Source organism: Nocardiopsis moroccensis (assembly GCF_055763695.1).
In genome coordinates this window covers 4332046-4358771 of sequence record NZ_CP199747.1, presented here as the reverse complement: position 1 = coordinate 4358771, position 26726 = coordinate 4332046, and the positions used below count along the sequence as shown (strand labels likewise).

The following is a 26726-nucleotide window of genomic DNA, read 5'->3' as shown; positions in this document are numbered from 1 at the left end:
CTCTGTCCCGCTCGGCCCCCGTCCCTTCCCCCACCAGGGTCCGCCCACCCAACGGAAAAGCAGCCACACCGTGCGCCTTTACCTCACAGTGAGCCCCGGCTTCTCCCCGGGTGATCGACCCCCGTTCGCTCTGACAACGGTCCCCCGGGTGGACGTCGTGGTGGACGCCGACCCGGGGGCGACCGTCCGACAGTTGACCGAGGCGCTGGACCCGTTGGTCCGGATGTCCCCCCGTACCCCCGGCGAACTGGTCCCGCTGTACCTGGGTCTCCGGCGGGTGGAGGAGTACACCCCCCTGGCCGAGGCCGGACTGCACGACGGTGCGGTCGTCGGTGTGGGCGGCCCCATCGACGTCCAGGAGGAGCCCCCCGGCGTCGCCGAGTTCCGTGTCGTCTCGGGGCCTGGTGCCGGACATGTCCACCGCGTCGACGTCGGCGACTACGTGATCGGTGAGAGCGACGCCGCGGACCTCCCCCTGAACTGCGGCGGGAACTGGGTGCGGGCCCGGGTCAGCCCGTCCGGGGCCGTTTCGGTCCTGGGCCAAGGCGGTCCCGACGGAGCCACGCTGGAGGGCGACCCCCTCGTTCCCGGTGAGCCCTGGAAGAAGGGCCAGCAGATCGACCTGGGCGAGGTGGTTCTGGAGACGTGGCCCAACAAGGCCCCGGACGCATCGGTGCTGAGCTCCGAGGACGGTACCGGGCTCGACTACAACCGCCCGCCTCGACTGCACCCGGCCTCGGCCAAGACCAAGTTCCGCCTTCCCACACCGCCCGAACAGCCCGACAAGCCGCTCGCTCAGCTCGCGGTCATGATCATGATGCCACTGATGCTCGCCATCGGCGGTTCCCTCCTGCTGGGGCGCCCCCAGTACATGCTCATCGGCTTGCTCGCACCGATCTCGGTGCTGTTCATGCAGACCCTGCAGCGGCGCACCGCCAAGGGCCGCTACCTCAAGGAGCTCAAGGAGTTCGAGGACAAGACCGAGCGGATCACCAAGGACGCCGAGGACGCGCTCTTCGAGGAACAGCGCCGCCTGCGCGAGAACTGCCCCGATCCGGCCGCGGTACTGCTGCTGGCCACCGGCCCCCGGGCCCGTCTCTGGGAACGCCGGCCCGAGGACGAGGACTTCACCCTGTTGCGCGTGGGCACCGGCACGATCCCCTCGACGGTGGTCCTCACCGACCCCACCAAGGACGATCACCGCAAGGACATCACCTGGAACCTCTACGACGTTCCGGTCACCGTCTCCGTACGCGAGAACGGTGTGGTGGGAGTCGCGGGCCGGGGCCCGCGCGCCCAGGCGCTGGAACGGTGGATGGTCGCCCAGCTCGCCGCACTGCACAGCCCGGCCGAGCTGGAGCTCTACCTTCTCTCCCTGCGTCGTGACCACGGGCGTTGGAGCTGGACCCGCTATCTCCCGCATCTGCGCAGTTCCACCCCAGCGGTCTCCCTCAACCGGGTCGGCACCGACTCCCAGACCTGTGCCCGCCGGGTCTCCGAACTGATCACCGTCCTGGAGGCCCGCTCCAAGGTCCAGCGCCGGGCCCTGGAGGAAGAGACGCAGATCGTCGTGGTCCTCGACGGGGCTCGGAAACTGCGTTCCCTGCCCGGTGTGGTCCAGCTCCTGCGCGAGGGCCCCGACGTGGGCATCCACATCCTGTGCCTGGACAGTGAGGAGCGACTGCTCCCCGAGGAGTGCCAGGCCGTCGTCAACCTCACCGAGTACGAACTGCGCCTGCGCCGCACCAAGTTCGACAACGTCGAGGAGGTCCGCCCCGATCTGCCCTCCGACGACTGGGCCCAGCGCCTGGGCCGCTCCCTTGCCCCGGTCCGGGACTCCAGCGTCTCCGATGACGGCGCGAGCCTGCCCCGCAACGCCCGTCTCCTCGACGTCATCGGTCTCGAACCACCCACCGGTGACGCCATCGCCGCGCACTGGGCCAGCAACGGGCGCAGCACCATCGCCACGCTCGGTGCGGGACTGGACGGGCCGTTCTCCGTGGACGTGCGCTCGGACGGTCCACACGCCCTCATCGCGGGCACCACCGGCTCCGGGAAGTCCGAACTCCTGCAGACCCTTGTGGCCGCCCTGGCCGTCGTCAACCGGCCCGAGTCGATGTCGTTCGTGCTCGTCGACTACAAGGGCGGAAGCGCCTTCAAGGACTGCGTCGATCTGCCGCACACCGTGGGCATGGTCACCGACCTGGACACCCACCTGGTCAGCCGTGCGCTCGTGTCGCTCGGGGCCGAGCTGCACCGCCGTGAGCACGTCCTCGCCCAGGCCGGGGCCAAGGACATCGAGGACTACGTCGAACTACTCGACCGTGACCCCGGACTGCCCCAGATGCCACGCCTGATGCTGGTCATCGACGAGTTCGCCTCCCTGGCCCGGGAACTCCCCGAGTTCGTCAAGGGTCTGGTCAACATCGCCCAGCGCGGGCGTTCCCTCGGCATCCACCTCGTGCTCGCCACCCAGCGACCCGGTGGCGTGGTCACCAACGACATCCGCGCCAACACCAACCTTCGCATCGCGCTGCGGATGACCGACCCCGGTGAGAGCCGGGACGTGATCAACGCCCCCGATTCCGCGCACATCGGCATCGACACCCCCGGGCGCGCCTACGCCAGCCTGGGCCACGCCTCGTTGCTGCCGTTCCAGTCCGGTCGGGTCGGCGGACGCCGTGTGGTCGTCTCCAACGACGCACCGGTCCCCACCGCGCACCTGGTGCGCTGGGAGAACCTGGCCGAGCCCGCACCCACCGGTACTGCTGGAGGGGGAGGCGAGGTCGGGGACGTGGAGGTCACCGACCTCACCGTCCTGGTGAGCGCCGTCAAGGACGCCGCCGCCCGGATGGAGGCCCGGCGCCAGCCCAGCCCGTGGCTGCCGGCCCTGCCCGACCGGCTCACCTTGGCCGAGCTCAACCGGAAGTTCCCGATGGCACCCCCTGAACAGGGGCGCGTCCGCACCGTCCCGGTCGGCCTCATGGACCTGCCCGCGAAGCAGGAACAGCGGCCCTTCAGCGTCGACCTGGCCACCCTCACACACCTGCACATCATCGGGTCGGGGCGCAGCGGCCGGTCCCAGGCGTTGAGGACCATCGCGGGCGCCCTGGCAATCGCCCACCACCCGAGCGACGTCCACATGTACGGGCTCGACTGCGGCAACGGCGCCCTTCTCCCGATCGAGCGCTTCCCCCACTGCGGTGCGGTGGCCGGGCGCACCCAGCAGGAACGGGTGGTGCGGCTGCTCTCCCTGCTCACCAGGGAGATGGAGGGGCGGCAGAAGCGGCTGGCGGTCGAGGGGTGCGCCGATCTGGAGGAGCTGCGGGCGAAATCGGCCCCGCAGGACCGCCCCGCCCACATCGCCGTGTTCGTGGACCGCTGGGAGGCCTTTGAACAGGCTTTCGGCGAGTACAACTACGGTGGTCTCATCGAGGAGGCCGTCACCCTGATGCGCGACGGCGCCGCCGTGGGCATCCACTTCTTCGTCACCGGGGACCGGACGCTCACGCGCACCAAGTACTCGGCGACCACCGAGCACCGGCTCGTCCTGCGCTGTAACGACAGCGGTGACTACAGCGCCGCCGGGCTCACCCCCCGCAACCTGCCGGAGACGATCCCGGACGGCCGGGCCTTCCAGGGCGGTGACGGGACGGAGGCGCAGTTCGCGCTCCTGACCGAGGATCCCTCCGGTTCCGCTCAGGCGGCCGAGTTGGAGAAGATGGCGCGGTTCACGGCCGAACGGACACCCGAAGGGATCACCCCGATGCCCTTCCGGGTCGACGTACTCCCCGACCAGCTGACCCTTGCTGAGACCGAGCGGTACCTCACCGGCCCGCTCCGGCCCATGTGGGCGCTGTTGGGGGTGGGAGGAAACGAGCTGACCGCGGTCGGCGCCGACCTGTCCGAGACCCCGACCTTCCTGATCAGCGGCCCGCCGAAGTCGGGCCGCTCCAGCATGCTGCTCATGATGGCGCAGTCCCTCATCATGGGTGGCAGCGAGATCCTGCTGGTCACACCGCGGAACTCGCCGCTCAGCTCGTTGCGGGGGCACCGGTCCGTGCCCGCCGTCGTGGACGCCGCCGAACCCACCCTGTCCCAGATCCACAAGGCACTGGGGAAGATGGAGGGTGACACTGCGGTGGTGGTGGTCGACGACGCCGACCTGCTCCTGAACAGCGACATCGGCCGGGAGTTCATCCGGATCGCCCGGGGCATGGTCGGCTCGGGCTGGGGGATCATCGCCGCGGGCACCAACGAGGCGCTCCAGGGCGGTTTCAACGGCTGGCACGTCACCCTCAAGCGCAACCGCATGGGCGCGCTGCTGTCCCCGCAGTCCCAGGCCGACGGAGAGGTACTGGGCATCCGGCTGCCCAAGGGGGTGCCCTCGCCCCGGCTGACCCCGGGCACCGCCTATCTGCACATGGCGGACGGGCGCATCCAGCAGATCCGCGTCCCCCTGCCCGGCTGAACCGTATCCGAGAGAGAAGAGTGTTCCCGTGAGAGACCGTGCTCTGTCCCTGCTCGTCACCGTGAGTGTGTTCTCCGCCTCGCTGCTGTGGGGGGCGAGCGCCTCGGCCCAGACCACCGAGCGCGAGGCGACCGAGATTTCGGAGATCGCCGAGGCCCTGCACGAGGACCCCGTGTACGTGGACGACCACATGGCGCAGGCCCTGGGCGAGGACGTGGTGGAGGAGATCCGGTCCCACGTCGAGGGCGGGCCCAACGCCGTCTACGTGGTGCTCGCCGAGGTGGAGTCGGGAACGTCCAGCGCCCCCGGCCTGATCGCGGACGAGACCGGAGTCGACGGAGCCTACTACTACATGGGCCACGGTTTCGGTGTGGCCGGGGTCGAGGGGAACTCTCAGGAGAGCATCCGGCTGGCCTCGTGGCAGGCGGAACAGGAGGGGGTCGAGCTGTCCCGCCCCGAACTGCTGACGGAGTCGGTCCGCCTCATCCAGCAGGACACCTTCGTCGAGGAATACGACGCGATGATCGCCGCGATGGTCCGCGGCGACGAGGAGGAGGACGGCGGGTTCCCGATGACCGGGGGCATGGGCCTGGTCCTGGGCGGCCTCATCGGGACCGTGCTCCTCGGCCTGGTCGGTGCGGTGCGGGCGAAGGCCCGCAAGCGTCAGGGCAAGCAGCAGGTCGTGAGCCCTGAGGGGCCGATGTGAGCGGGGGTGCCCTGGTCTTCACCCAGGAGGAGATCACGATCCCGGAGTACAGCGGCCCGGTGATGCTGACCCTGCTCGTGGTCGTCCTGATCGCCTTCGCGATCGGGGGGTCCTACGAGCTCTACCGCAAGATCAAGCACGAGCGGGAGAAGCTCAAGTAGGGGACCCTACGGGCCCGGCCGAGCAGGCTACCTCGACCAGATGCGCAGGGTGCCGGTGATGGCGTCGAATAGGTCCAGCACCGCGTCCGCCTCGGCCGAGACGGGGCTGTTGCAGCTGATCATCAGCCAGTAGCGGGTGCCGGTCACCCTGACGAAGGTGTGGGCGACCACTGCGCGCACGGTGATCTCGTCGTGCTTGTGGGTGACGACCCCCTGGGCCCTCGTGCACAGGCCGAGGCCCTCGATACTGATGACGCCGGTCTCCAGCTCGTCGCCGGCCTCCGCCAGCCCCTCCGGCGGGTGCATGAGCCGGATCATCTCCATCGGGTCGAACCTGGTTCCGGGCTCCTGCTCGAACCGGAAGACCGACACGGTCGCCATGAAGATGCCGTCGTCGTAACGCTGGAAGACCCCGGCCGCGTTGATGAGCCCCACCTTCTCGGCGGTGTACCGGCTGGCGTGCCAGTCGTCGAAGGTGTTGTTGAGGATTCTGATCCGATCGGGGTCGGCGTCGCCCATCTGGCGCAGGATCTCGGCCTGGCGCTGCCGGAGGGCCTCGGGAGACAGGTCGAGGTGTTCCCATCCCTCAGGTAGGCCCAGGTCGTAGCCGATCTCACCGGGGGTGGACTCGTCCTCTTCGAAGATGTAGGGCACGAGGGCCTTTCTGTCGGGTGCGCGGTCAGACCGGTCCTCCGGCACCGGGGGCGGCGCCGGTCTGCGCGTTCTGCTCGGCCAGGTCGGAGGCGGACTCGGTGTCGGTGTTCTCGAAGTTGGCCGCGATGTCCTCGATGGCCTCACCGATGAGGCCGATATCGCGCTTGGCGCTGCGGAAGGCGCTCTCACTGTCCGAGTGGAAGGACCTTGCCGCGCTGTCCAATGTGAACGGCCCGATGCTGGTGATCTCCAGGTGGTCGTCCCCGTCCGAGTCGATGGAACTGAGGGCGTTGTCCAGCCGGATCTTCAACAAGCGGAGCTGGCCGGTGTCAACTTCGATCTGTGTCATGGTGACCCTTCCCTGCTGTAGTCGATGCCTCGTGAGTCGAGGAAGTCGGTGACTTCACGGAGGATGGCCCTGGCCTCGTCACGGCAGCAGATAAGTCCCATTCTTGTTGTTTGGGCTATAGGTTTTGCAGTCGAATAATTAAGGTTTCTGCGTCGCTGCTCTCTGGACATTCCTTCCTCGTATTCATGGCTCATTTTCCTGATGAGTTCTTGAATTCTTTCTCTTTGGTCATGATCAGCATCATCGAGGGCGATGGTGATGATGCGGTGGAATTCTTTGTGGGTTCTCTCGAGTCCTCTGAATGCCCCCTCGGCCTCAGATAGTAGGGCGCCGGTATTCATGCCTGGTTGGGGAAATAGGCAGGAGTTGAAAAATCCTATGAGGGGGGCAGCGGCCGCGATGGTGACGAAGTAAGCGACGGGTACGCCGAAGGGTAGGATTGAGGCAACTGGGAAGATCCATGCAAAAATGGAGAACGTTAGTCCTAGATTCAGGATGGCGCAAGGCCAGAAGAAGCCGGGGTGTCTTTTTAGCCAAGATCCGCAGCGCAGGGTGAAGTCGCTAAGCCTATCCATTTGCTGGTTCTTCCTTCTGCTGTTCCTCTTCGGATTCTGCTGGCATCTGTGTGAACTCCGGCTCTGACTCCTCCTCATCTGTGCCAAGGGGGTCCTGCATTCCCCCCATGCGTGCTGCTTCCAGTTGCTGGCGCGTGGACTTGGTGGTGTCGGCGAACGTTTGCCAGCCGACTCGTTCCAAGCCGTTCTGGGCGCCCAGGGTGGTGTCCTTATGCTTGAGGTCGGAGATCTCCCTTGAGACGCCGGTAGAGAAACTGTTCATAGCTGCTGCTTGAAGCGACTCCTCCCAAGTCTTGTCCGAGTCAAACACCATTTGTGAGACGATCGCTCCGGAAAGTTGGTTGAGTCCTTCCTTGAAGAATCCGGTCTGTGCGGCTTTAACAACTCCCCAGATCTGCTCGCTTCTGGACTTATGGCCCCAGAGAGAGTCCTGTTCACGTAGGCCTTGACCGGCCACCCTGATCTCGCGGGCGGAGTCGACGTTGTGGACCTCACCGTCCGGGCGGAGGCGGATCGGCCCCTCTCCCCAACTGCGCAGGTTGTCGACCGTGGCCTGCCCGTTCCGGTCGATACCGGTGCCCCAGCTCTCGGCGGGGCGGTCGCCGTCCCGGGGTGTGCTCAGACGTGCCTCGACCTGACCGAACTCGTCGATGTGGCTGAGAACCCTCGGCGAGTCGGAGCCCTCGGTGGGCTTGAACCGCATCTCCACTTCCCCCCTGGGAGTCTGCCGGATCGTCCCGGTGCCGGAGTCGGACCTGGGGGTGGTCGTCGTGGCGCCGTTCGGTGCGACGTTGACTTGGTCGGTGCCGTTGTCGTGCCGGACGTTGCCGTTCCACTCGATCGTGGTGACCTCGCCGGTGGAGTCGTTGCGCAGGTGGGTGTTGGTGAGGCCCGCCTCGGTGGTCGTCCGGGTGATGGTGTGACCGCTGGTGTCGCCCTTGATACTCGGGCCCCCCGGGTCGCTCCGGTGCCAGGTGATCTCCACCGGTGAACCCTTGGGGTCGAGGGTGATCGTGTTGTCCGAGCCCGGGGGGGTCCTGTGCCACGACAGGGTCGGGCTGTCCGGCGATCCCGGCGGGGTGATGGTGACCTCTCGAGGATGGCTCGTGTCGTAGACCCGAGAGACGCTGACCTCCACCGTTTCCGTCTTGGTGGTGGTGTTCCCGTCGCTGTCCCTGACCACGCTGGGTCCGTCCTCGCCCAACGGCTTCACGGTGAGCTCCGCGTCGTCCGTTCCGGTGCGCTCGGCCCGGAAACCCCGGTGCTCGACGACGGTCTGTCCGTTCTCCGGGTTGCGGCCCATGGACGGACCGCCCACCTGGTCACCCTGCGGGGTGTGGTCGGTGGTGCTGGTCCGGACGGTTCCGGAGTCGTCCTTGGCGGCGGTCGTCTGGGTGCGGCGATCGGGGCTGTCGGGGGCGGTGTGATCCTGGCGTTGGGTCGCCTCGGCGGTCACGGTGACTTCCTGGCCCCGCGAGTTCGAGAGGCTGACCGTGCGGTCCGCCGAGATCACCGGCTGGTTCGGGTGGCCTTCGTTGACCCTCACCTCGGGGCCGGCCCCGTTCGGGAAGTCCACCTCGTGGTGGTTGCCGTCGGCGGAGGCCACGGTGGAACCCGTGCTGTCCACGGTGATGCCGGTTCCGTCGGCGGACTCGACGGTGACGCCGCGCTCGCCGTTTCGGGGGTCACTCGGACCGCTGTCCTGCTGGGTGACGGTGAGGTCGGTGCTGCCGTCGGGGTTGCGCACCCCGGAGACCTGGTCGCCGTCCGAGAAGTGGGTGTGCCCGTCGGGTTCGGCGATGAGTCTCATGCCGTCGCCGTCCTGAGCTCTGACCTGCCCTCCGACGGTGCCGTCATGGGCGGAGCCGACCTGCCACGAGTCGTCCGGACCGGTCACCGTGGTCTCGCGGGGGTCGCTCCTGACGTCGATCTCCTGGCCCTGACCCGAGCCCATCGTGAAGTCGGTGAGGCCGGTGTCGAGCCGGGTTCCGTCGGGGCCGAGGGTCAGGTCCGTTCGGTTGTCCCCGAACGCGGTGGTGGTGCCCCCGTCGTGTTGGACCAGTGTGTCCTCCGGACTCCAGCGCGGACTGGTCCTGGTGGAGCCGGAGGCGTCCTGGACGGTCACCAGGTCCCCGTTGGACGTGGTGCTGCTGTTTCCGTCGGTGGTGGTGGAGAGGTCCCCGTGGGGGATCCGCGCGGTGGCGTGTTGTCCGGGCTCCCCCGAGACGCCGTAACCGGACGAGGTGGAGACGGTCGTGCCACCGTGCTCCTGATGATCGAAGATCAGCCGGTCGGAGCCGTTCTCTCCGTGGCTCACCCTGATGTCGTTCCCGCCTGAACCGTTCGGGCTGAATTCGATCGAATGGTCGGGAGCGATGAATCGTTGCGGGGAGTGGAACACCTCACCGTTGGTGGTGACGACGTCTCGCGGGGGAGAGACCTGGAAGTGCCGGCCCTCGTGTTCGAACTTGTAGCTGAAGGAACCGTTGGTCTGGGTGAGAGCGCCGGGGGGCGGCTCCGGCGGGTTCGAGGGGTCGGGATTCCCCTGGCCGTCGAAACGCCAGGTCTGTTCGCCCTCCCGGATGGTGATGCCCTGCCCGTCCGGTCGCAGGTCGAACTTGGGGTGGGTGATCGAACCGTCGGGGCGGGCGGTGACCGTACCGTTGCTGACCGAACCGGAGGGGGTGCGCTGAGGGGTGGGGCCGAGCCACGGCACCGGAGCCACCGGCACACCGGTGCCGTCCAGCTGGACGGGAGGCAGCCCCTGTGGGGACACCACCGTGTTTCCGTCCACGTCCCGGGCGAGCGAGATACTCCCGTCAGGGCTGGTGATGCCCACCTGGGAGTCGCTTCCTCCGGTCGTGTGGTTGTTGACCGAGCCGTGGACACTCGCGGCGTTGATCACCGTTCCGTCGGTGTGGCTCACCCGGTGCCATCCGAACCCGCCGGAGACGTCGTAACCGTCCGCGCGGACGTCTGCCTGGCGGCTGTTGCTGGTGACGACGCTTCCGCCGCCCTCCGCGTGGATCGTGGCGGTGGTGATGGGTGCGGGGGGAGCACTGTCGCTCGCCCCGGAGGTCTCGGAGCTCTCCTGCTGGGGGGTGAAGGTGAGCGTCAGGTCTTCGTCTCCGGCCCTGACCGTGTTGGTGCCGTCCGGGTCGTTGGTCCGGCTCACCGTCACACCCTCGGGTGTGGTGACCACGGTGCCTTCGTCGTCCTTGCGGACCCGCGCGTTCCCGTTCTCCGTGGTGACGGTGACCTCGTTGTCGTCCCGTGAGTGGGAGACGCTTTCGCCGCGGTCGTCCGGTCGCCCGCCGGGGGCGTCGGCGGAGTTCGGGTCGTCCTGCCGGTGCGGACGCGAGAGGGTCACGTCCGTTCCGGTCCCCCCGTGGGAGGGCCCGCCCTCCACCTGGAAGTCCCGGTTCCCATGGCCGGACACGTTGACGGTCTCGTTCGGAGCCACCGTGATGTCGGCGCGGCCCGGCTCGGAGAACTCGGCGGTCGTCCGGGAGTTGTCCGGGGACTCGTAGCGCACGCTGGTGCCGCTCTTGTCACCGCTGGTTCCGGAGTCGCCCCGGTCGCTGTTGGCTCCGGACCCCTCCCCGGGGCCGCCGCTGTGGTCCTGGACGGTGAACGTGCCGAAGTCACCGGTACTGGTGACCTCGGGGTTGCCGGACTCGGCCGGGGTGATGGTGGTCTCGGCCGGTCTGCCGCCGTCCGCCGGCCCGGTGTCACCGGTAGAGGCGTTCGAGTCGCCACCGGGGCCGCTGTCCGTCGGGGCCGGAGCGTTGTCGTTGGTGCCCGGTGCCGGGGTGTTGTCGTTCGGGGCCGGTGCCGGACCGTTCTCGTTGGCGGCGGGTGAGCTGTCGGCCGGTGCGGGGTTGTCGGCGTCGGTGTTCGACGCGGGGGCGCCGTCCGCCGGGGCCGGTGCCGGGGATCCGTCGTTGGTACTCGGTGCCGGGACGCTGTTGTCGGCTCCCGGGGCCGGGCTGCTGTTGCCCGTGCCCGACCCATCGCCCCCGCCGGTCGTCGTGGAGGAAGGGGAGTCGAAGGAGACCGGCGGCGTCTCGATGGTCGTCGAGGTGGCCGCACCCGAGGAGGAGAACTCCTGGTGGACCGTGGCGTTGCTGGAGCCGTCACCGATGGTGGTCGTGCTCGAGACCGAACCGTCCGGTGCGGTCTCGGTGGTCGTGGTCGGGGACCCGTCGTTGACCGCGGGTGATGTGTCACCGGCGCCGGACGGTGTGTCACCGCTGGGTATGGTCTGGTCGTTGATCCCCAACGGGCTGCTCGCGTTCTCACCGCCGACCAGGGGGCCGTTGCCGGTCATGGCACCGAACATGTTGTGGTCGCTGCCGGTTCCGACGAAGGCGGCGGGGGCGCCGGTCGCGGCGCCCATCGCCGCGGCCTGCAAGAAGTTGGTGTCGCCGCCGTCCATACCCTTGGCTTGCTCGACCACCATGTTGCCCGCGGCGCCGGTGGCGCTGTCCCTGGTGACGTTGATGGCCATGTCCACGGCCAGGCTCTGGCCCGCGGAGCCGTTGAGGGTTCCCCTGCTGGCAGCCTGGGTGAAGTTCGAGGTACGGGTCAGCACGTTGGACACCGTGTTGGCCCCCGGTGCGCTCCGCAGGGAGGAGGCGGCGCTCCGGATCCCGTTGCGGACCGAGCCGGGAACGGCGTTCCCCGCCCTGCTCATCAGGTTCCCGACGCGGCCGGTCGTGCCCAGGGCCCGCAGCGCCGAGGCGCCGGGGATCATACCGACGATGCCCATTCCGACGGTGGCCCAGGTCTCCCAGTTGTTCCCGAGCTTGCCTTCCTTGTGGAGCATCGTCAGGTCGATCGCGAGGAAGATCGCGCCGACGATCATCCCGGCGAGGATCGCCCAGCCGACACCGGGAACGAACAGCAGCGCGATACCCACCACGACCGCGGCCACGAAGTAGATGATCGGGTTGTCGCGCAGGTAGTCGACGAACCCGTCCCATGCGTCCAGGAGCTGTTCGCCCAGGTCCCGTGAGGCGTCGTTCAGAGCTTGCGCGGCGGTGTCGGCCGCGGTGACCAGATCGCTGTAGGCGGTCTCCACATCCTCCTTGTAGCCGTCCAGTGCGTCCTCGGAGTCCTCGCGCTCACTCTTGCTCAGATCGTCGTTGTCGGCGGCACCGATGTGGGACCTCGCGTTCTCGGCCGCCGTCCTGGTCGCTTGCCGTGCGGCTTCCAAGGCCGTGATGTAAGGCTCGTACGCCTTGACGGCCGCCTCGTAGGTCTCCTTGGCCTCCTCGATCTTCTTCGGCAGGTCCTCCATCTTGATCGAGAGCGCGTCCATCGCCTCACCCGCGCCGAAGTCCTCTGCCACGCTGAGCGATTCCAGGGCGGACTCGAGGCGGCCCACGATCTTGTCGTAGTGATCCTTGATCTCCGTCACCTCGTCGGGGTCCCAAGGGATGGGATCGACACCGGAGGCGTTGTAGAAGCTCCAGTCATACTGTTCACGGGGCGAAGGCATGCTGGGATCAGGGACCTTTCCGGGCTGGCGGGACCGAGGGTGGACGGCTGCACTACTCAGTACGGCTCTGGGGCGGGCCGGGTTCATGTCGGGGTGAAGCGGGCCGTTTGTTTGCTCTCCGTGTCGGGATCGTAGTCTTGTGTCGCTATTCGTCGTAGCCCGACCTCCGGAGGCCCCTTTGAACGCCCCTGCCCCTGACGCGTCCGGTCAGCCGGAACAGCCCGCCCCGGAGGAGGTCTCCTACTCCTCGCTGACCCGCGTCTACCCGATCCTGAGGTACGTCGGCTGGATCCTCGGTGCCGGTATGTTCCTCTTCGCCGTCATCATCGTGCTCAACGGCGGCGGCCCCTGGTGGATGCTCCTCATCGCCGCTCCGTTCTCCTTGTTCATCGCCGCCATGTTCTCCGCGACCGGGACCATCACGGCCGACCTCAACAAGGGGGTCCTGAAGATCCACGGCCTCAAGCACCAGGCCGAGGTCCCCGTGGGCGCGGTCGCCTACATCGGCCGAGCCGAGTTCGACAAGCGGGCGGCCCGGCGGATGAGCCGACTCAACATGGTGGGCCGGGCCGGTCCCGGGCTGGAGATCGTGGCCCGCGACGCCTCCTACGTCACCCTGCGCGCCGACGACGCCGACGAGCTCATGCGGGCGATGGCCCGGGCAGGTGTGCACCCGGGTGCCTTCCAGCGCGCCTTCCCCGTCGACCAGGTCGACTACAAGCACATCCGTGAGGTCCAGCGGGAGCAGCGCGGGGGCACCCCCGGCTGACGGGTCGGGTGGGACGTGACCGGTTCCGGCCACGCCCGGATCACCGCTTCTGACGCGACGGACGCTGTGCGGTGCCGGGGACGGTGTCGTGTACGCGGCTCAGGAACCGGACGGTTCGCCGTTCGCGCTCAGGTTCGTCCCCCCGAGGTCGTTCACCCCGAGTCCGCGGCTGATCCGTTTCCGGGGCCGCGATGAACACGGACGCGATCCTCGAACGCAGCAACGGCACCCTCTGGCAGCGGAGCAGTGCGAACCGCCAGGGGCAGCGGGTCCCTTTCCCACCGCCCCCCGTTCCCACCGGCCCCGGGCCCCGCACCGAGACCGGTGCGGGCCTACCCGCGAACGGACCAGAGAGCGTGCTGGGGGCCGTGTACCCACACCGTCTGCGTCTGCCGGTCCGGATCGACTGTCAGCCCGAAGTCGGTCACGGCAGGGCGGTCCCAGCCCTCCCAGGTCCGCCAGGCCTGCTCGGCTTCCTCGAACAGGGCGCGCGTCCCGCCCTGTTCGACCCTGCCGTCCGCGTGCAACCGCGCCCAGGAGGAGCAGGTGGTCGAGGCCAGCCACACACACGGGTCGGTGGCGTCCTCCCCCATGCGCAGCCCGTAGGACCAGCCCGGCATCAGCAGGGACAGCAGGAGCGCCCGTTCCCCGTCGAGCCACGGCTCGCGCGGGTCACCGGGCACCTGCTCGGTGGAATCGGCCACGGCCTCCGGCCCCGGAGCGGGCCGGCCCGGACGGCGCTGCCCGCGCGCCCACATGAAGCTCAGTCCGCCTTCGAAGCGGCCCTGGGCATGGTTGTGGGTCGCGTCCAGGACGGCGAGTACCCCGCCCGGCAACCCCGGTGTCGGGGCCCACGGAGTCACGATCCTTCCCTGCCCTCGCATATGCCGCAGCCACGCCGCCGGAACCTCGGAGACCGTGCAGGTGGCGATCAGACGATCGTAGGAGGGCAGCCCGCCGGTCCGCTCGCCGTCCCCGGTGAGGACGTCGGGGTGGAACCCGGCGGCGGACAGGGCGGCGCGGGCAGCGCCTGCCAGTTCCGGGTCGACCTCGACCGTGGCCACCGAGCCGGACCCGAGCAGCTGTGACAGCAGAGCCGCGTTGTAGCCGGTACCGGTGCCGATCTCCAGGACCCGGTGTGCGGGTTCGATTCCGGCGGCGGCCAGCATCCTCGCCATCACCGAGGGGGCGCTGGAGGAGGAGGTGGGCACCCCCATGCCGCCGGGGACGCCGTCGTCGCGCTGGGTGGTGAGCGCCTGGTCGGTGTAGGCGACACGCATCCACCCGGCGGGGTCGGCGGCGCGGTCGTAGCGGGTGCGGTCCTCGCCCCACACGGTGTCGGGCAGGAACCGGTGCCTCGGCACCTGCGCGAACAGGCGGGCGATGTGTTCGGCGGTGCCCTGGGCCCGGAGCCGGGCGGCGAGGGCCTGGGCGAGGGGAGCGTGGTCCATGCCCACGGTGTGCCCGCTCATGTGGTCCCCGTCCCGTTGCACGCGGTGCAGGCCACCCAGCGGGAGATGTTCTTGCCGGGGGAGGACCCGTCGGAGGTGACCCACGTTCCGCCCTGCCCGTTACAGGCTCCGCACGCGGCGGCGGTGGGCGGCTGAGGGGCGGCGGGCGTGTGAGGCTTCGGGGCCGGGCGAGTGGTGTCGGGGCGGGCGAGGGCCGCTGCCATCGTGCTCTCCTGCGTCTTCGAGGGTTTCGGCCGGTCACGGCCCTGATGTCCTTGCGGTGGCGGCACTTCACGCCGCGCACGCGCGGTTGCCGGTTCTAGGCGGTGGGCGGGGTGTCGCCGTTCAGTAGGGCGTACACGTGGGAGGAGCGGTATCTGCGGTGTCCGCCCGGGGTGCGTATGTAGGGGAGCAGTCCCTGTCTTGCCCGGGCGGTGACGGTTCTGGGGTGGACTCCGAACAGTGAGGCGACCTGTTTGGTGGCCAGGTGGCGTTCCGGGCGCCCGGAACGGGGGCTACCCACCGGGCGTCGGCCGGGGTGCCCCGCCCAGCAGGGCGCGGACCTGGGCTTCGCGGTAGCGGCGGTGCCCGCCGATGGTGCGCACCGCGGTGAGTTTGCCTGCTTGGGCCCACCGGGTGACGGTCTTGGGGTCCACGCGGAAGGCCGCGGCGACCTCGGCGGGGGTCAGCAGGGGCTCGAAGGAGGGCTCAGGCATCGCCGGTGCTCTTCGGCTGGTCGGGGGCTGTCTCGTCCTGGTAGCGGCCGTACCGGGCCATGGCCTCGTCGTGTCGGCGCTCGCTGGGGGTGAGCGGTCGGTCCGGGCCGGTCCTGGGCGCGGTGGACTCGGGTGCGGTGGGCTGGGGTGCGGGCTTGTGGGCCACGGGGGTTTCTCCGTTCCTGTGTCGGTCGATCAGCGCGGCCAGGAGGCGGGGCCGGGTGGGCGCGGCGATGCGTTCGTGGGGGTTGCCGGGGCCGGTCCAGCCGATGGGCCGGTAGGCCACGTATTCGGTGTCGGTTGGGGTGCCCTCGATGGTCAGGATCCAGCGGCCCGCGATGAGTTCGTCCAGGACCCGGTCGGTGCCGGGGCGGGCGGTCACCGGGTCCGCTCCAGGGGGGAGTGCCACACGAGCGGGTGGGTGTGGGGGGCGCGAGTGGTGCCCCTGGCCAGGCGGGTGATGTGGCCCCGGTGGGCTTCGTAGACGGGGTAGCCCTCGGCGTCGGGGCCCACGTAGCCGATCGCGGTGTGGTGGGTGCGGGCCCAGGAGCGCAGCGCGTCGATGTCGGGCAGTTCGCGGATGTCGCAGACGTGGTTCATCGGGCCACCCCCAGGCGGTGCAGTCCGGCCAGGACCGCGTGGAGTACGTCCAGGGGAGCGGCGTCCAGCGGGCGGCGCGGGGCGGGGATGCGGGGGAGCGGGGCGAAGGCGCGGACCCGGGAGGCCCGGCGGGGGCGGCGGGGACGTCGGCGGCGCATGGTTTCGGTGGCCAGCCAGCGCACGTGCACCAGCTCGGACAGGTTCAGGTATCGCTGCATGGCGAACTCCTGGGTTCAGAGGCCACTGGATAGGCGGCGAGGGAACAACGGATTACCGGGAGAAGACGGCCCAGGCCGTGCAGTCTCCTGAGCGGTGACGGCGGGCTCCGAAGCGGTCGGCCACCGCCGAAACGATGGCTAGGCCGTCCGGAGCCGCAGGGTCGATGTGGGTCTCTTCGACACGCGGGTACTGACCTCGCTGGTCGTGCACCTCGATGCGGACCTCCGAGCTGTGCTCCACCGTGATCATGAGTTCGGCATCGCTGGACCGGATTGCGGACGTCACGAACTCGGTGAGGACCAGTTCGACGTCAGCCAGACGGCCAAAGCCGGGTAGGAGAGCAGCCACGCCATGCCGGGCGATCGGCACCATCGCGTTACTCGCTGGGAGAGTGATTCGCTTACCCATGGCCATCCAAGCTGTACGTGCTAATTTAAAATCTGTACGTGCAGCTTGCTTTGGTACGTGCAGCCTTGTCAAGCTGTTCGTGCAGATTGGCCCCAATCAAGGAGTGCGCCCGTGGCCCGCCCGACCTACCAGCGCGTCGCCGATACGCTGCGGCAGCGCATCATCGCGGGCGACTACGCACCCGGTGATCGGCTCCCGTCCAGACAAGACCTGGCCGCCGAGTTCGAAGTGGGTATGCGGGTGGCTGCCGACGCCGTGCAGCAGCTTGTCGCCGGGGGATACGTTGTCTCGCGGACTGGCTCGGGGAGCTACGTACGGTCGCGCCCACCCGTGCGTCGCCTCACTCGGTCCTGGTATCGGGAGGCCCGTAGCGGTAGCCCGTTCCGCGCGGACATGGCTGCCCAGGCAGTGCGTGGAGGCTGGGAGTCCTTCTCAAAATCCACTACCGCGCCGGAGGCGATCGCGCATCGACTCGCCATTGACCCCGACGACCCGGTGATGCGGACCCAGTACACCTTCACCGGCGATGACGAACCGGTAATGCTCTCCACCTCGTGGGAACCCCTGGAGATCACGCGCGGCACTGAGGTCGTGTTGCCGGAGAACGGTGCCTATTCCGGCCAGGGCGTTGTCGAGCGCATGCGGGCTATCGGGCAGCGCATTGTGCAAGCTGGCGAGATTGTCACCGCACGTCCGGCCAGCGCCGACGAAGCAGATAATTTGCAGGTCACACGTGGCAGTGTGGTGTTGGTGATCCAGCGGACCTACTACACCGAGGACCGCCCCGTGGAGACAGCAGACATCGTGGTGCCGCCGGACCGGTACGAACTGGCGTACATGATCCCGGTCGGTCAGGACGGGACATGAGAAAGGGGTCCGGCTCGGACCGGACCCCTTCGAGCACATTCCCACCCATGTGCCATTGTTCCCGCGTGCCACCGTAGAGCCTGGTTTTCTCCGGGTTGGTGGGTACACGAGAATGTAGAGGACGTCGATGCGCCTGGGGTGCCGAGCCCGGACGGCGCCTTCCTGTGTGCTGCCGTCGGGCCGGACCTCTTTCGGGACGCCCGCTCCATCGCGCCCGCCGAACCAGCCGGGCGGTTCCGGGCTCACCCCAGGTCTGGCGCTATCAGGCGCTGTAGAACGAGAAGGAACCGTACTGGGAGATGCTCAGTTCCCAGTCGCTGACGTCCCCGCTCTCCTCGTCCAGGCTCTGGCAGAGGAAGGGCGCCTCCCCGCCGGTCTCACCGCGCTCGACGTCGGACTCCATGTCGCAGAGCACGTACTCGCTCTCGGTGTGCGCCCGGAGGGTGTCCTCCACCACCTCGCGCACCAGTGGGCCCTCGGGCATCTCCCAGTCGTAGCTGATGAGGATGCCGGAGGACTCGATGTTGATCGTGTACTCGAACTCCTCGTCCAGGAAGTTCACCGTGCAGGTGACGGACTCTCCCTCCTCCCCGGCGATCTCGGGGCACTCGGCGGTGGCGTCGGGGTCGGGTACCGAGGCGAAGGTGGAGACCCGCTCCAGGGCCTCCCACGCGATGCGGTCGCCCAGGGGAGCGGAGGAGTCGGGCTCGGCGGGCAGGTCGGCCTCGTCGAGCTCGGGCGCCTCGGCGGGGACGGGGCCCTGGTTGAAGGAGGAGGCGTCGACCTCGGTGGTCTCCTCTTCCTCCACGGTTTCCTCGACCTCCTCGACGGCGGCCGTGTCGGTCTCGGCGGGCTCCGGGTCGCCCCCGCCGCAGGCGGCGAGGGCCAGGGCCGAACCGGCGGCGGTCAGACCGAGGGCGATGCGGTGTCTGCGGGCGGAGTTCAACATGGGGGTTTCCTGTTCGGAGGAAGCGTCTCGGTCACCCCCTTAGGTCCCTGGCCAGGGCGTTTGGTTCCACCGTCGTGGATATTGTGACCCAGGTCATACTCTGGGGGTGGTGATGTCCGGTGTGAACGACGGCCTAGACCTCCTCGATGGAGTAGCCCAGACGGACGTCGTAGGTAACCAGGTACTCCTCGGTCTCCCCGGTCTCGTCGTCCAGGGCCGTGCACGTCACCTCCTCCCCGTCGGTGACGGCCACCACCTCGCCCTCCAGGCCGCAGTCCACGTAGGGCATGAGGCTCCAGACCCGGATGTCGTGCTCCAGGTTCTCCACGATGATCGGCCCGGTGACCAGCCGGGCCTCCTCGGCGGCGTAGTCCGCCGTGCTGCGCTCCTCGTCCAGTTCGACCAGGTACTCGAACTCCTCGCCGAAGTAGGTGACGACGCAGGTGTAGCTCCCCTCGGCGTGCAGGTCGACCTCCGGGCACTCGGCGGTGGCGTCCGGGTCGGCGGTCCAGGTCAGCTCGGAGACCTGGACCAGGGCCGTGTGCGCGTTCCGCTCGTGCCTGGGGGTACCGGGGGCGGGCTCGGGCGGCATCAGCGACTCGTCGATGCTCGGCCCCTTCGTGTTCTCGGTGGGCACCTCGCCGTAGGTGAAGCCGGCGGTGTCGACCTCCGGGGCGGATTCCGCCTCCGAGGCACCGTCCCCTCCGCAGGCGGTCAGCGCCAGGGCGAGACCGGACGCGGCGAGGGGGAGGAGGGCGCGGGTGCAGGACTGCATGGGGAACGCTCCTGGGGTCGGTCGGGGGTGGGTCTGCGCGTGCGTGCCCGTCGGCACTCCGTATGGGTGTCCGTGCGGACACGTTCGGTTCGACCCCTGGGGTTGATGTGTCGCATGTCATACTCTGGGGCCACGGCGGCGTGTGGGGCGGCTCGGAGAGCCCGCAGGTCAGGGTGGCTGGAGGTGGCCATGTGCTCGCCACCACACCCCGGCGCACCGAAACCGAACCCTGTTCTCTACCATCTCGGAGTATGGACGTCCCTGAGAGCGGGGCCGCCGGCGCAGCGGTCCCCAACCTGGCCGAAGGCTTCCCGGCGGCCACACGTGAGCGGTGGCGCGAACTCGTCGCCGGGGTTCTGCGCAAGAGCGGTGTCGCCGAGGAGGATCTCGGCGACGCCCCCGAGTCCGTGCTGGCCACGCCCACCTACGACGGGTTCGGCATCGAACCCCTCTACACCGGCGCCCCGCCCGCGGCCGACCCCGGATACCCGGGCCTGGCCCCCTTCACCCGCGGCTACCGTCCGGACGGGGGAGTGGCCGGGGGGTGGGACATCCGCGCCCGGCACACCGACGCCGACCCCGCCGTGCTCCGCAACCGAATCAACAGCGACCTGATGAACGGTGTGAGCTCGCTGTGGATCTCGGTGGGCGGCGGCGCGCTCCCCGTGTCCGAACTCGGTGCGGCGCTCACCGACGTCTACCTCGACCTGGCCCCCGTGGTGCTGGCCGCGCCCGGCCCCGACGCCATCGACGCCGCGACGGCCCTGCTGACCGCGCACGCGGACGCCGAGGTCCCCGCCGACCGGGTCGTCTCCCACCTGGGCCTGGACCCGCTCACCACGGCCGCACTGGCCGACGAGCGCCCCGACGTGCGCGGCCCGGCGCGTTTCGCCGCCGAACACGCCGCCGCCTACCCCGGGCTGGGCCTGTTCGTCGCCGACGGCACCCTGGTGCACAACGCGGGCGGTTCCGAGGCCCAGGAGATCGGTGCGGCGATCGCCGCCGCGACCGCCTACCTGCGCTCCCTGACCGAGGCCGGGCTGGACCTGGCCGACGCCGCGGGGCGGATCGAGTTCCGGCTGGCGGCCAACGCCGACCAGTTCGCCGTCATCGCCAAACTCCGTGCGGTCCGCGCCATGTGGAACCAGGTGCTCCAGGACTGCGGCGTGCCCGCCGACCAGCGCGGTATGCGCCTGCACGCCACCACCTCCGAGGCGATGATGACCCGCCGCGACCCGCACGTGAACATGCTCCGCACCACCGTGGCCTGCTTCGCCGCCGGCGTGGGCGGCGCCGACGCGGTCACCGTGGAGCCCTTCGACGCCGCGGTGGGCCTGCCCGACGACTTCGCCCGCCGGATCGCCCGCAACACCCAGTCGCTGCTCGTCGAGGAGGCGCACCTGGCCCGGGTCATCGACCCGGCCGGGGGTTCCTTCTACGTCGAGGCGCTGACCCGCGACCTCTACGTGGCCGGATGGTCCTTCTTCCAGGAGCTGGAACGGGCCGGGGGGATCGCCGGGGCGATCGAACACGGCCAGCTGCGCACGGCCGTGGACCGGGTGTGGCAGCGGCGCCGCCACGACCTGGCCACCCGCGCCGCCCCACTCACCGGGGTCAGCGAGTTCCCGAACCCGCACGAGAGCCTGCTGGTGCGCGAGGCGGACCCCGCCCGGGCGGGCGGAACCGCTCCGGGCGGTTTCCCGGTGCGCCGCTACGCCCAGGAGTACGAGGCCCTGCGCGACCGCTGTGACGCCCGCACCGGCGACACCGGCCACCGGCCCACGGCCTTCCTGGCCACGCTGGGCCCGGTCGCGGTGCACACCGCCCGCGCCTCCTTCGCCACCAACCTCCTCGCCGCCGGAGGCATCGGGGCCGTCGACCCGGGACCGCTGGAGGACGCCCGGGCAGCCGCGTCCGCCTTCGCCGACTCGGGCAGCCGGGTGGCGGTGATCTGTTCCTCGGACGGGGTCTACGACGAGCACGCCGAGTCGGTGGCCCGCGCACTCAGGGGGGCGGGCGCCCGCCGGGTGCTGCTGGCCGGACCGCCGAGCGACGCCTACCGCCGAGCCGGGGTGGACGCCTTCGCGCACCGGGGCTGCGACGCCGTCGCCCTGCTCACCGACCTGGTCGACGTGCTCCTCGCCGACCCCCCGACCACCACGACCGACGCCGCACAGGGGGCGAGCGCATGATCCCCGACTTCTCCAACGTCGATCCCCGCCCACCCGCCTTCACCAGCACCGGCGGCCGGGGCGCGGCCGACTGGCAGCGCGCCCTGGAAGGGGCCACCGGCAAGGCCGCCGACGCCCTGGAGTGGGAGACCCCCGAGGGCATCGGCGTCAAACCGCTCTACACCCCCGCCGACCGCGAGGGCCTGGGTTTCGTGGACGGGCTGCCCGGCATCCCGCCCTACCTGCGCGGGCCCTACCCGACCATGTACGTCAACCAGCCCTGGACCATCCGGCAGTACGCCGGCTTCTCCACGGCGCAGGAGTCCAACGCCTTCTACCGCCGCAACCTGGCCGCCGGACAGAAGGGTCTGTCGGTCGCCTTCGACCTGGCCACCCACCGCGGCTACGACTCCGACCACCCCCGGGTGGCGGGCGATGTGGGCATGGCCGGAGTGGCGATCGACTCCATCTACGACATGCGCCAGCTGTTCGACGGGATCCCGCTGGACCGGATGAGCGTGTCCATGACCATGAACGGCGCGGTGCTGCCCGTCCTGGCGCTGTACATCGTGGCCGCCGAGGAGCAGGGGGTGCCGCCCGAGAAGCTGTCGGGGACCATCCAGAACGACATCCTCAAGGAGTTCATGGTCCGCAACACCTACATCTACCCGCCGCAGCCCTCGATGCGGATCATCTCCGACATCTTCGCCTACACCTCGCAGCGGATGCCGCGGTTCAACTCCATCTCGATCTCCGGCTACCACATGCAGGAGGCCGGGGCCACCGCAGACCTGGAACTGGCCTACACCCTGGCCGACGGGGTGGAGTACATCCGCGCGGGCCAGCGGTCCGGCCTGGACGTGGACGCGTTCGCGCCGCGGCTGTCGTTCTTCTGGGCGATCGGGATGAACTTCTTCATGGAGGTCGCCAAGCTCCGCGCCGCCCGCCTGCTGTGGGCGCGCCTGGTCAAGGACCTGGGCGCCGCCAAGGACAAGTCGCTGAGCCTGCGCACCCACTCCCAGACCTCGGGGTGGTCGCTGACCGCCCAGGACGTGTTCAACAACGTGGCCCGCACCTGTGTGGAGGCCATGGCCGCCACCCAGGGCCACACCCAGTCCCTGCACACCAACGCCCTGGACGAGGCGCTGGCCCTGCCCACGGACTTCTCCGCGCGCATCGCCCGCAACACCCAGCTGCTGTTGCAACAGGAGTCGGGGACCACCCGGGCGGTCGACCCCTGGGGCGGCAGCTACTACGTGGAGAGCCTCACCCAGCAGCTCGCCGAGAAGGCGTGGGCGCACATCCAGGAAGTGGAGAAGGCCGGGGGGATGGCCGCGGCGATCGACGCGGGGCTGCCCAAGATGCGCATCGAGGAGGCGGCCGCCCGCACCCAGGCGCGCATCGACTCGGGCCGCCAACCGGTGATCGGTGTCAACAAGTACCGGCCCGAGACGGCCGACGACATCGAGGTGCTCAAGGTCGACAACACCCGGGTGCGCGCCGAGCAGCTGGACAAGCTCCGCCGCCTGCGCGCCGAACGCGACGACCACCGGGTGCGGGCCGCCCTGGACGCCCTGACCGAGGCGGCCGGGCGGGAGTCCAGGGCCGACGCGGAGCTCACCGGCAACCTGCTGGCCGCGGCGGTGGACGCGGCCCGAGCCAAGGCCACGGTCGGGGAGATCTCCGACGCGATGGAGAAGGTGTTCAACCGCCACTCGGGTCAGATCCGTACCATTCAGGGTGTGTACAAGGACGAGGCGGCCGGGAACGCCGACGCCGCCGGGCTGATGGACCGGGTGGGCGCCCGGGTGGAGGAGTTCGCCGAGGCCGAGGGGCGCCGCCCCCGCATCCTGGTGGCGAAGATGGGCCAGGACGGCCACGACCGGGGGCAGAAGGTCATCGCGACCGCCTTCGCCGACCTGGGGTTCGACGTCGACGTGGGCCCGCTGTTCCAGACCCCGGCCGAGGTCGCCGCCCAGGCGGCGGAGGCCGACGTGCACGTGGTCGGGGTGTCCTCGCTGGCGGCCGGGCACCTGACCCTGGTGCCCGCGCTCCGGGAGGAGCTGGCCGCGCTGGACCGCGAGGACATCATGATCGTGGTGGGCGGGGTGATCCCGCCGGGGGACTTCGCCGAGCTCCGGGAGGCCGGTGCGGCCGCGATCTTCCCGCCGGGCACGGTGATCGCCGAGGCCGCGATCGACCTGCTCGACCAGTTGGAGGAACGTCTGGACCCGGAGCACCCGGGTTCCGCCCGGGAAGGGGAGTGAGCGTGGCGGTGCGCGGGAGGCGCCCGGTGGACGTGGACGCCCTGGCCGAGGGCGTCCTCTCCGGGCACCGGCCGACCCTGGCCAGGGCGATCACCCTGGTGGAGTCGCGCAGACCGGACCATGCGCGCGCCGCCCAGGAGCTCCTGGTGCGGCTGCTCCCGCACACCGGCAGGGCGCGGCGGGTCGGGATCACCGGGGTGCCGGGGGTGGGCAAGTCGACCTTCATCGACGCGCTCGGCACCCGGCTGACCTCCGCCGGGCACCGGGTCGCGGTGCTGGCGGTCGACCCCTCCTCGACCCGCACCGGCGGCAGCATCCTCGGGGACAAGACGCGCATGGCCGACCTCGCCGTGGACCCGAACGCGTTCATCCGGCCCTCGCCGACGGCGGGCACCCTCGGTGGGGTGGCGCGGGCGACCCGGGAGACCATGCTGCTCATGGAGGCGGCCGGGTTCGACGTGGTCCTGGTGGAGACCGTGGGCGTGGGCCAGTCCGAGGTCACGGTCGCGGCGATGGTCGACTGCTTCCTCTTCCTCACCCTGGCGCGTACCGGCGACCAGCTCCAGGGCATCAAGAAGGGGGTGCTGGAGCTGGTGGACGTGGTCGCGGTGAACAAGGCCGACGGGCCGCACGCCGACGACGCCCGCAAGGCCGCCCGGGAGCTGTCCCGGGCGCTGCGCCTGCTCCACCAGGTCCACCCCCGGTGGCGACCGCCGGTGCTCACCTGCAGCGGCCTGACCGGGGACGGGCTGGACGAGGTGTGGGAGACGGTGCTGGAGCACCGGCGGGTGCTGGAGGGGGACGGCTCCCTGGCCGAACGGCGCAGCGCCCAGGGGGTGAGCTGGATGTGGGACCAGGTCCGCGACCAGCTCATGGACACGTTCCTGCGGGACCCGGAAGTGGCCGGGCTCATCCCGCGGATGGAGGAGCAGGTGCGTTCGGGCGGGACCACGGCCACCCTGGCCGCGCGCACACTGTTGGATTCGTTCACCCGGGGTGACCGCCCCCGGGAGGGATGAACGGAACGTGACCGGTCCGGGGGTGACGGAACGGACGTGCGCGGGGCGATCGGTAGTACCGGGCGTCATGTCGTGAAATAACCCACGGTAAAAGGGTGATACCGGGGCATTGGACGGGGGTTCTTGCCCATGAGGCGAAAATTTCTTGCCCGATGGCATTCCCGTGGGGGCGGTTCGCTTATACCGTGTGTGTCCAACGACTTACCAGGCCGCTCGGGCGCGCAGGCGTTCCCCTCACCGGACCGGCTCTGTGGGAGTGGAGCCGGGTCCGGTAGTCGTTCCCGGCCGGGCTGCGTATGGTTAAGCGAAGGGGCCCCGCACCATCTGAACGTGGGGCCGGGAGGAGTGAACGTGCACAGGCTCGGGCTGAGCACGCGGTTCGAAAGCCGCAGCGTCATCGTCGCGATCGAGGGAGAACTCGACATCGCGACCGCCGCCGACCTCCAGGAACACATCAGGACCGCGATCGAGGACCACGGTCCGTGGCTGATCCTGGACCTGTCCGCCCTGGACTTCATGGACTCCAGTGGGCTGAACGTCATCATCAACGCCTACCGGAACGTCCGTGAGCTGGACGGGTCCCTGTCGTTGGCGGCTCTCAACGAACGCGTCACCAAGGTCGTCCGCCTGGTCGGCCTGCACCGTCAGGTTCCGGTCCACCAGACCGTCGCCACCGCCGTCGCGGCGATGGAGGCCCTGGAGGCCAAGCGCCAGGCCGGTTAGCCGCCGACCGTCTCCGCCAGCCGTTCCGAGCGCCCTGCCCCGGGGCGTCACAGCCACAGTCGAGCCCGCCTCCTCACCCGTGCGGACACGGGTCCCTCTCGCCTGCCCCGGTGCGCCCGGGTTCGTGACCCAGAACGGACACCGCGCCCGAGCCGACTCCCCGCCCCCTGCCCGACGCCCTGAGCCGCGTCCGGTCCGGCGCTGCGCTTGGCCGGGGCCTACGACGCCGGCACGGGCGGAGCCCGGAAGGGCCCGCAGATCCCGGGTAGGCTCGTTCCGGCCGGGGCCGCCCAGGGCATTGCGCCAGGGTGGCCGGGTGCGTAACATTCCATCGAATCGATTCGACAACTGACGGGACGGCACGGTGCGGATCTCCGATGTGGCCCGGCACGCCGGGGTTTCGCCGAGCACGGTCTCCTACGTCCTCAGCGGAAAGCGGTCGATCTCGGAGTCCACCACCCGCCGGGTCCGGGAGAGCATCGAGGCCCTGGGCTACCAGCCCCACGCGGGGGCGCGCTCCCTGGCCAGTCGCCGCACCAGCGTCATCGCCCTGGTCGTCCCGCTGCGGGACGACGTCCACGTCCCCGTGGCCATGCGGTTCGCGGTCTCCGTCGTCACCGCCGCCCGCACCCACGACCACGACGTCCTCCTGCTCACCCAGGGGGAGGGCCCGGACGGTCTGCGCAGGGTCGCGGGCAGCGCCATGGTGGACGGCGTCATCGTGATGGACGTGGAGGCCGACGACGCGCGCGTGCCGGTCCTGCGCTCCCTCGGCCTGCCCTCCGTGCTCATCGGGGTCCCCGAGGACACCGAGGCCCTGACCTGTATAGACCTCGACTTCTCCGCCGCGGGTGCGCTCTGCGTGGACCATCTGGCGGACCTCGGCCACACGGACGTCGCCTTCGTCGGCCAGCCCCCCTCGGTCTACGAGCGGCGCACCGGTTTCGCGGAGCGGACGCTCGCCGGCTTCGAGGCCGCCGTGGCGCGCCGGGGCCTGCGAGCCACCAGCCATCCCTGTACGCCCGAGTCCGCCCGCCACGTCGCGGACACCCTCCAGCGCGAGCGCCCGGACCTCACCGGCGTCATCGTGCACAACGAGCCCTCCGTCGGGCCGCTCCTGGACGCCTTCGCCGAGCACGGTCGGAGCGCTCCGGAGCTGTCCGCCCTGGTGATCGGCCCTTCGCCCCTCGTTCCCCAACCGCTGACCTCGGTGGACCTGCCCGCCGAGGAGCTCGGCGGACGCGCGGTCCGTCTGCTCGTGGACAAGATCGACGGCCTCGGAGAGCCCGGGGTCACCCTGCTCGAACCCGGTCTGACCGACCGGGGCAGCACCGCGCACCGGACCTGAGCCCCGACCGGGCCTTCCACCACCC

23 protein-coding genes are annotated in these 26726 nt (G+C 70.0%); 10 read left to right on the top strand and 13 right to left on the bottom strand.

Annotation, left to right across the window (positions count from 1 at the left end; genetic code table 11):
- Window positions 1-70: 70 nt before the first annotated feature.
- The 3 genes from ACUKCB_RS19275 to ACUKCB_RS19265 are packed head-to-tail and all read left to right on the top strand — an operon-like array spanning window position 71 to window position 5338.
- Entirely contained in the window at window positions 71-4471 is a 4401-nt protein-coding gene (locus ACUKCB_RS19275; protein WP_473036991.1) for an FtsK/SpoIIIE domain-containing protein, read from the top strand.
- Between the two features lie 28 nt (window positions 4472-4499).
- Window positions 4500-5177: a hypothetical protein gene (locus tag ACUKCB_RS19270; RefSeq protein ID WP_473036990.1), complete on the top strand. Its 678-nt coding sequence runs from the start codon at window positions 4500-4502 to the stop codon at window positions 5175-5177.
- Window positions 5174-5338, top strand: coding sequence for a hypothetical protein (locus tag ACUKCB_RS19265; protein ID WP_473036989.1), 165 nt, complete (start codon window positions 5174-5176; stop codon window positions 5336-5338). Before ACUKCB_RS19270 ends, ACUKCB_RS19265 begins: the two co-directional genes overlap by 4 nt.
- Before the next feature lie 27 nt (window positions 5339-5365).
- Here the strand turns inward: ACUKCB_RS19265 and ACUKCB_RS19260 are convergent, their stop codons facing one another.
- Genes ACUKCB_RS19260 through ACUKCB_RS19245 form a run of 4 tightly spaced genes read right to left on the bottom strand, consistent with a single transcriptional unit; the run spans window position 5366 to window position 12419 of the window.
- Window positions 5366-5992, bottom strand: coding sequence for a hypothetical protein (locus ACUKCB_RS19260; protein WP_473036988.1), 627 nt, complete (start codon window positions 5990-5992; stop codon window positions 5366-5368).
- 25 nt (window positions 5993-6017) lie between these two features.
- Window positions 6018-6341: a hypothetical protein gene (locus ACUKCB_RS19255; protein WP_473036987.1), complete on the bottom strand. Its 324-nt coding sequence runs from the start codon at window positions 6339-6341 to the stop codon at window positions 6018-6020.
- Complete coding sequence (locus ACUKCB_RS19250) at window positions 6338-6916, bottom strand: hypothetical protein (protein ID WP_473036986.1); 579 nt, start codon at window positions 6914-6916, stop codon at window positions 6338-6340. The genes ACUKCB_RS19255 and ACUKCB_RS19250 overlap by 4 nt, the downstream gene beginning before the upstream one ends.
- Window positions 6909-12419 carry a hypothetical protein gene (locus tag ACUKCB_RS19245; RefSeq protein WP_473036984.1) on the bottom strand — a complete coding sequence of 1837 codons (5511 nt, stop codon included), beginning with the start codon at window positions 12417-12419 and terminating at the stop codon, window positions 6909-6911. The genes ACUKCB_RS19250 and ACUKCB_RS19245 overlap by 8 nt, the downstream gene beginning before the upstream one ends.
- Before the next feature lie 178 nt (window positions 12420-12597).
- Between ACUKCB_RS19245 and ACUKCB_RS19240 the strand changes: the two genes are divergently transcribed.
- Entirely contained in the window at window positions 12598-13188 is a 591-nt protein-coding gene (locus tag ACUKCB_RS19240) for a hypothetical protein (RefSeq protein WP_473036983.1), read from the top strand.
- Window positions 13189-13520: 332 nt separating this feature from the next.
- On the opposite strand, the gene ACUKCB_RS19235 is transcribed toward ACUKCB_RS19240, so the two are convergent.
- From ACUKCB_RS19235 to ACUKCB_RS19205, 7 genes are all read right to left on the bottom strand, one after another.
- Window positions 13521-14660: a methyltransferase domain-containing protein gene (locus ACUKCB_RS19235; protein WP_473036982.1), complete on the bottom strand. Its 1140-nt coding sequence runs from the start codon at window positions 14658-14660 to the stop codon at window positions 13521-13523.
- Window positions 14661-14958: 298 nt separating this feature from the next.
- Window positions 14959-15162 carry a MerR family DNA-binding transcriptional regulator gene (locus ACUKCB_RS19230; protein ID WP_473036981.1) on the bottom strand — a complete coding sequence of 68 codons (204 nt, stop codon included), beginning with the start codon at window positions 15160-15162 and terminating at the stop codon, window positions 14959-14961.
- Window positions 15155-15355, bottom strand: a complete 201-nt coding sequence (locus ACUKCB_RS19225; RefSeq protein ID WP_473036980.1) for a BldC family transcriptional regulator — start codon at window positions 15353-15355, stop codon at window positions 15155-15157. Before ACUKCB_RS19225 ends, ACUKCB_RS19230 begins: the two co-directional genes overlap by 8 nt.
- The gene (locus tag ACUKCB_RS19220) at window positions 15348-15737 is read right to left on the bottom strand and encodes a hypothetical protein (protein ID WP_473036979.1); all 390 of its coding nucleotides are present in this window, start codon (window positions 15735-15737) and stop codon (window positions 15348-15350) included. The genes ACUKCB_RS19225 and ACUKCB_RS19220 overlap by 8 nt, the downstream gene beginning before the upstream one ends.
- Window positions 15734-15955 carry a hypothetical protein gene (locus ACUKCB_RS19215; protein WP_473036978.1) on the bottom strand — a complete coding sequence of 74 codons (222 nt, stop codon included), beginning with the start codon at window positions 15953-15955 and terminating at the stop codon, window positions 15734-15736. Before ACUKCB_RS19215 ends, ACUKCB_RS19220 begins: the two co-directional genes overlap by 4 nt.
- On the bottom strand, window positions 15952-16173 hold the full coding sequence (locus tag ACUKCB_RS19210) for a hypothetical protein (protein ID WP_473036977.1): 222 nt from the start codon (window positions 16171-16173) through the stop codon (window positions 15952-15954). The genes ACUKCB_RS19215 and ACUKCB_RS19210 overlap by 4 nt, the downstream gene beginning before the upstream one ends.
- A gap of 52 nt (window positions 16174-16225) precedes the next feature.
- Window positions 16226-16582 carry an ATP-binding protein gene (locus ACUKCB_RS19205; RefSeq protein WP_473036976.1) on the bottom strand — a complete coding sequence of 119 codons (357 nt, stop codon included), beginning with the start codon at window positions 16580-16582 and terminating at the stop codon, window positions 16226-16228.
- A 111-nt stretch (window positions 16583-16693) separates the two neighbouring features.
- Between ACUKCB_RS19205 and ACUKCB_RS19200 the strand changes: the two genes are divergently transcribed.
- Window positions 16694-17449, top strand: a complete 756-nt coding sequence (locus ACUKCB_RS19200; protein WP_473036975.1) for a GntR family transcriptional regulator — start codon at window positions 16694-16696, stop codon at window positions 17447-17449.
- A gap of 262 nt (window positions 17450-17711) precedes the next feature.
- Here the strand turns inward: ACUKCB_RS19200 and ACUKCB_RS19195 are convergent, their stop codons facing one another.
- The gene (locus ACUKCB_RS19195; protein WP_473036974.1) at window positions 17712-18398 is read right to left on the bottom strand and encodes a hypothetical protein; all 687 of its coding nucleotides are present in this window, start codon (window positions 18396-18398) and stop codon (window positions 17712-17714) included.
- A gap of 133 nt (window positions 18399-18531) precedes the next feature.
- Window positions 18532-19173 carry a hypothetical protein gene (locus tag ACUKCB_RS19190; protein ID WP_473036973.1) on the bottom strand — a complete coding sequence of 214 codons (642 nt, stop codon included), beginning with the start codon at window positions 19171-19173 and terminating at the stop codon, window positions 18532-18534.
- Between the two features lie 251 nt (window positions 19174-19424).
- Here ACUKCB_RS19190 and ACUKCB_RS19185 point away from each other — a divergent pair, with 251 nt between their 5' ends.
- The 5 genes from ACUKCB_RS19185 (at window position 19425) to ACUKCB_RS19165 (ending at window position 26701) form a co-directional block, all read left to right on the top strand.
- On the top strand, window positions 19425-21365 hold the full coding sequence (locus ACUKCB_RS19185) for a methylmalonyl-CoA mutase family protein (protein WP_473036972.1): 1941 nt from the start codon (window positions 19425-19427) through the stop codon (window positions 21363-21365).
- Window positions 21362-23611: a methylmalonyl-CoA mutase gene (gene scpA / locus ACUKCB_RS19180; protein ID WP_473036971.1), complete on the top strand. Its 2250-nt coding sequence runs from the start codon at window positions 21362-21364 to the stop codon at window positions 23609-23611. Before ACUKCB_RS19185 ends, scpA begins: the two co-directional genes overlap by 4 nt.
- Window positions 23608-24630 (top strand): methylmalonyl Co-A mutase-associated GTPase MeaB, encoded by a 1023-nt coding sequence (meaB, locus tag ACUKCB_RS19175; protein WP_473036970.1) that lies wholly within the window; start codon window positions 23608-23610, stop codon window positions 24628-24630. The genes scpA and meaB overlap by 4 nt, the downstream gene beginning before the upstream one ends.
- A gap of 351 nt (window positions 24631-24981) precedes the next feature.
- Window positions 24982-25353, top strand: coding sequence for an STAS domain-containing protein (locus tag ACUKCB_RS19170; RefSeq protein ID WP_191275438.1), 372 nt, complete (start codon window positions 24982-24984; stop codon window positions 25351-25353).
- A gap of 364 nt (window positions 25354-25717) precedes the next feature.
- A complete protein-coding gene (locus ACUKCB_RS19165; RefSeq protein WP_473036969.1) occupies window positions 25718-26701 on the top strand; it encodes a LacI family DNA-binding transcriptional regulator in 984 nt (327 codons plus the stop codon).
- Window positions 26702-26726 lie beyond the last annotated feature (25 nt).

Coding starts and splice junctions, on each gene's coding strand:
- ACUKCB_RS19255 (WP_473036987.1), bottom strand. CDS start 6,341: ATGACACAGATCGAAGTTGACACCGGCCAGCTCCGCTTGTTGAAGATC.
- ACUKCB_RS19250 (WP_473036986.1), bottom strand. CDS start 6,916: ATGGATAGGCTTAGCGACTTCACCCTGCGCTGCGGATCTTGGCTAAAA.
- ACUKCB_RS19245 (WP_473036984.1), bottom strand. CDS start 12,419: ATGCCTTCGCCCCGTGAACAGTATGACTGGAGCTTCTACAACGCCTCC.
- ACUKCB_RS19235 (WP_473036982.1), bottom strand. CDS start 14,660: ATGAGCGGGCACACCGTGGGCATGGACCACGCTCCCCTCGCCCAGGCC.
- ACUKCB_RS19225 (WP_473036980.1), bottom strand. CDS start 15,355: ATGCCTGAGCCCTCCTTCGAGCCCCTGCTGACCCCCGCCGAGGTCGCC.
- ACUKCB_RS19215 (WP_473036978.1), bottom strand. CDS start 15,955: ATGAACCACGTCTGCGACATCCGCGAACTGCCCGACATCGACGCGCTG.
- ACUKCB_RS19210 (WP_473036977.1), bottom strand. CDS start 16,173: ATGCAGCGATACCTGAACCTGTCCGAGCTGGTGCACGTGCGCTGGCTG.
- ACUKCB_RS19205 (WP_473036976.1), bottom strand. CDS start 16,582: ATGGGTAAGCGAATCACTCTCCCAGCGAGTAACGCGATGGTGCCGATC.
- ACUKCB_RS19195 (WP_473036974.1), bottom strand. CDS start 18,398: ATGTTGAACTCCGCCCGCAGACACCGCATCGCCCTCGGTCTGACCGCC.
- ACUKCB_RS19190 (WP_473036973.1), bottom strand. CDS start 19,173: ATGCAGTCCTGCACCCGCGCCCTCCTCCCCCTCGCCGCGTCCGGTCTC.
- ACUKCB_RS19185 (WP_473036972.1), top strand. CDS start 19,425: ATGGACGTCCCTGAGAGCGGGGCCGCCGGCGCAGCGGTCCCCAACCTG.
- scpA (WP_473036971.1), top strand. CDS start 21,362: ATGATCCCCGACTTCTCCAACGTCGATCCCCGCCCACCCGCCTTCACC.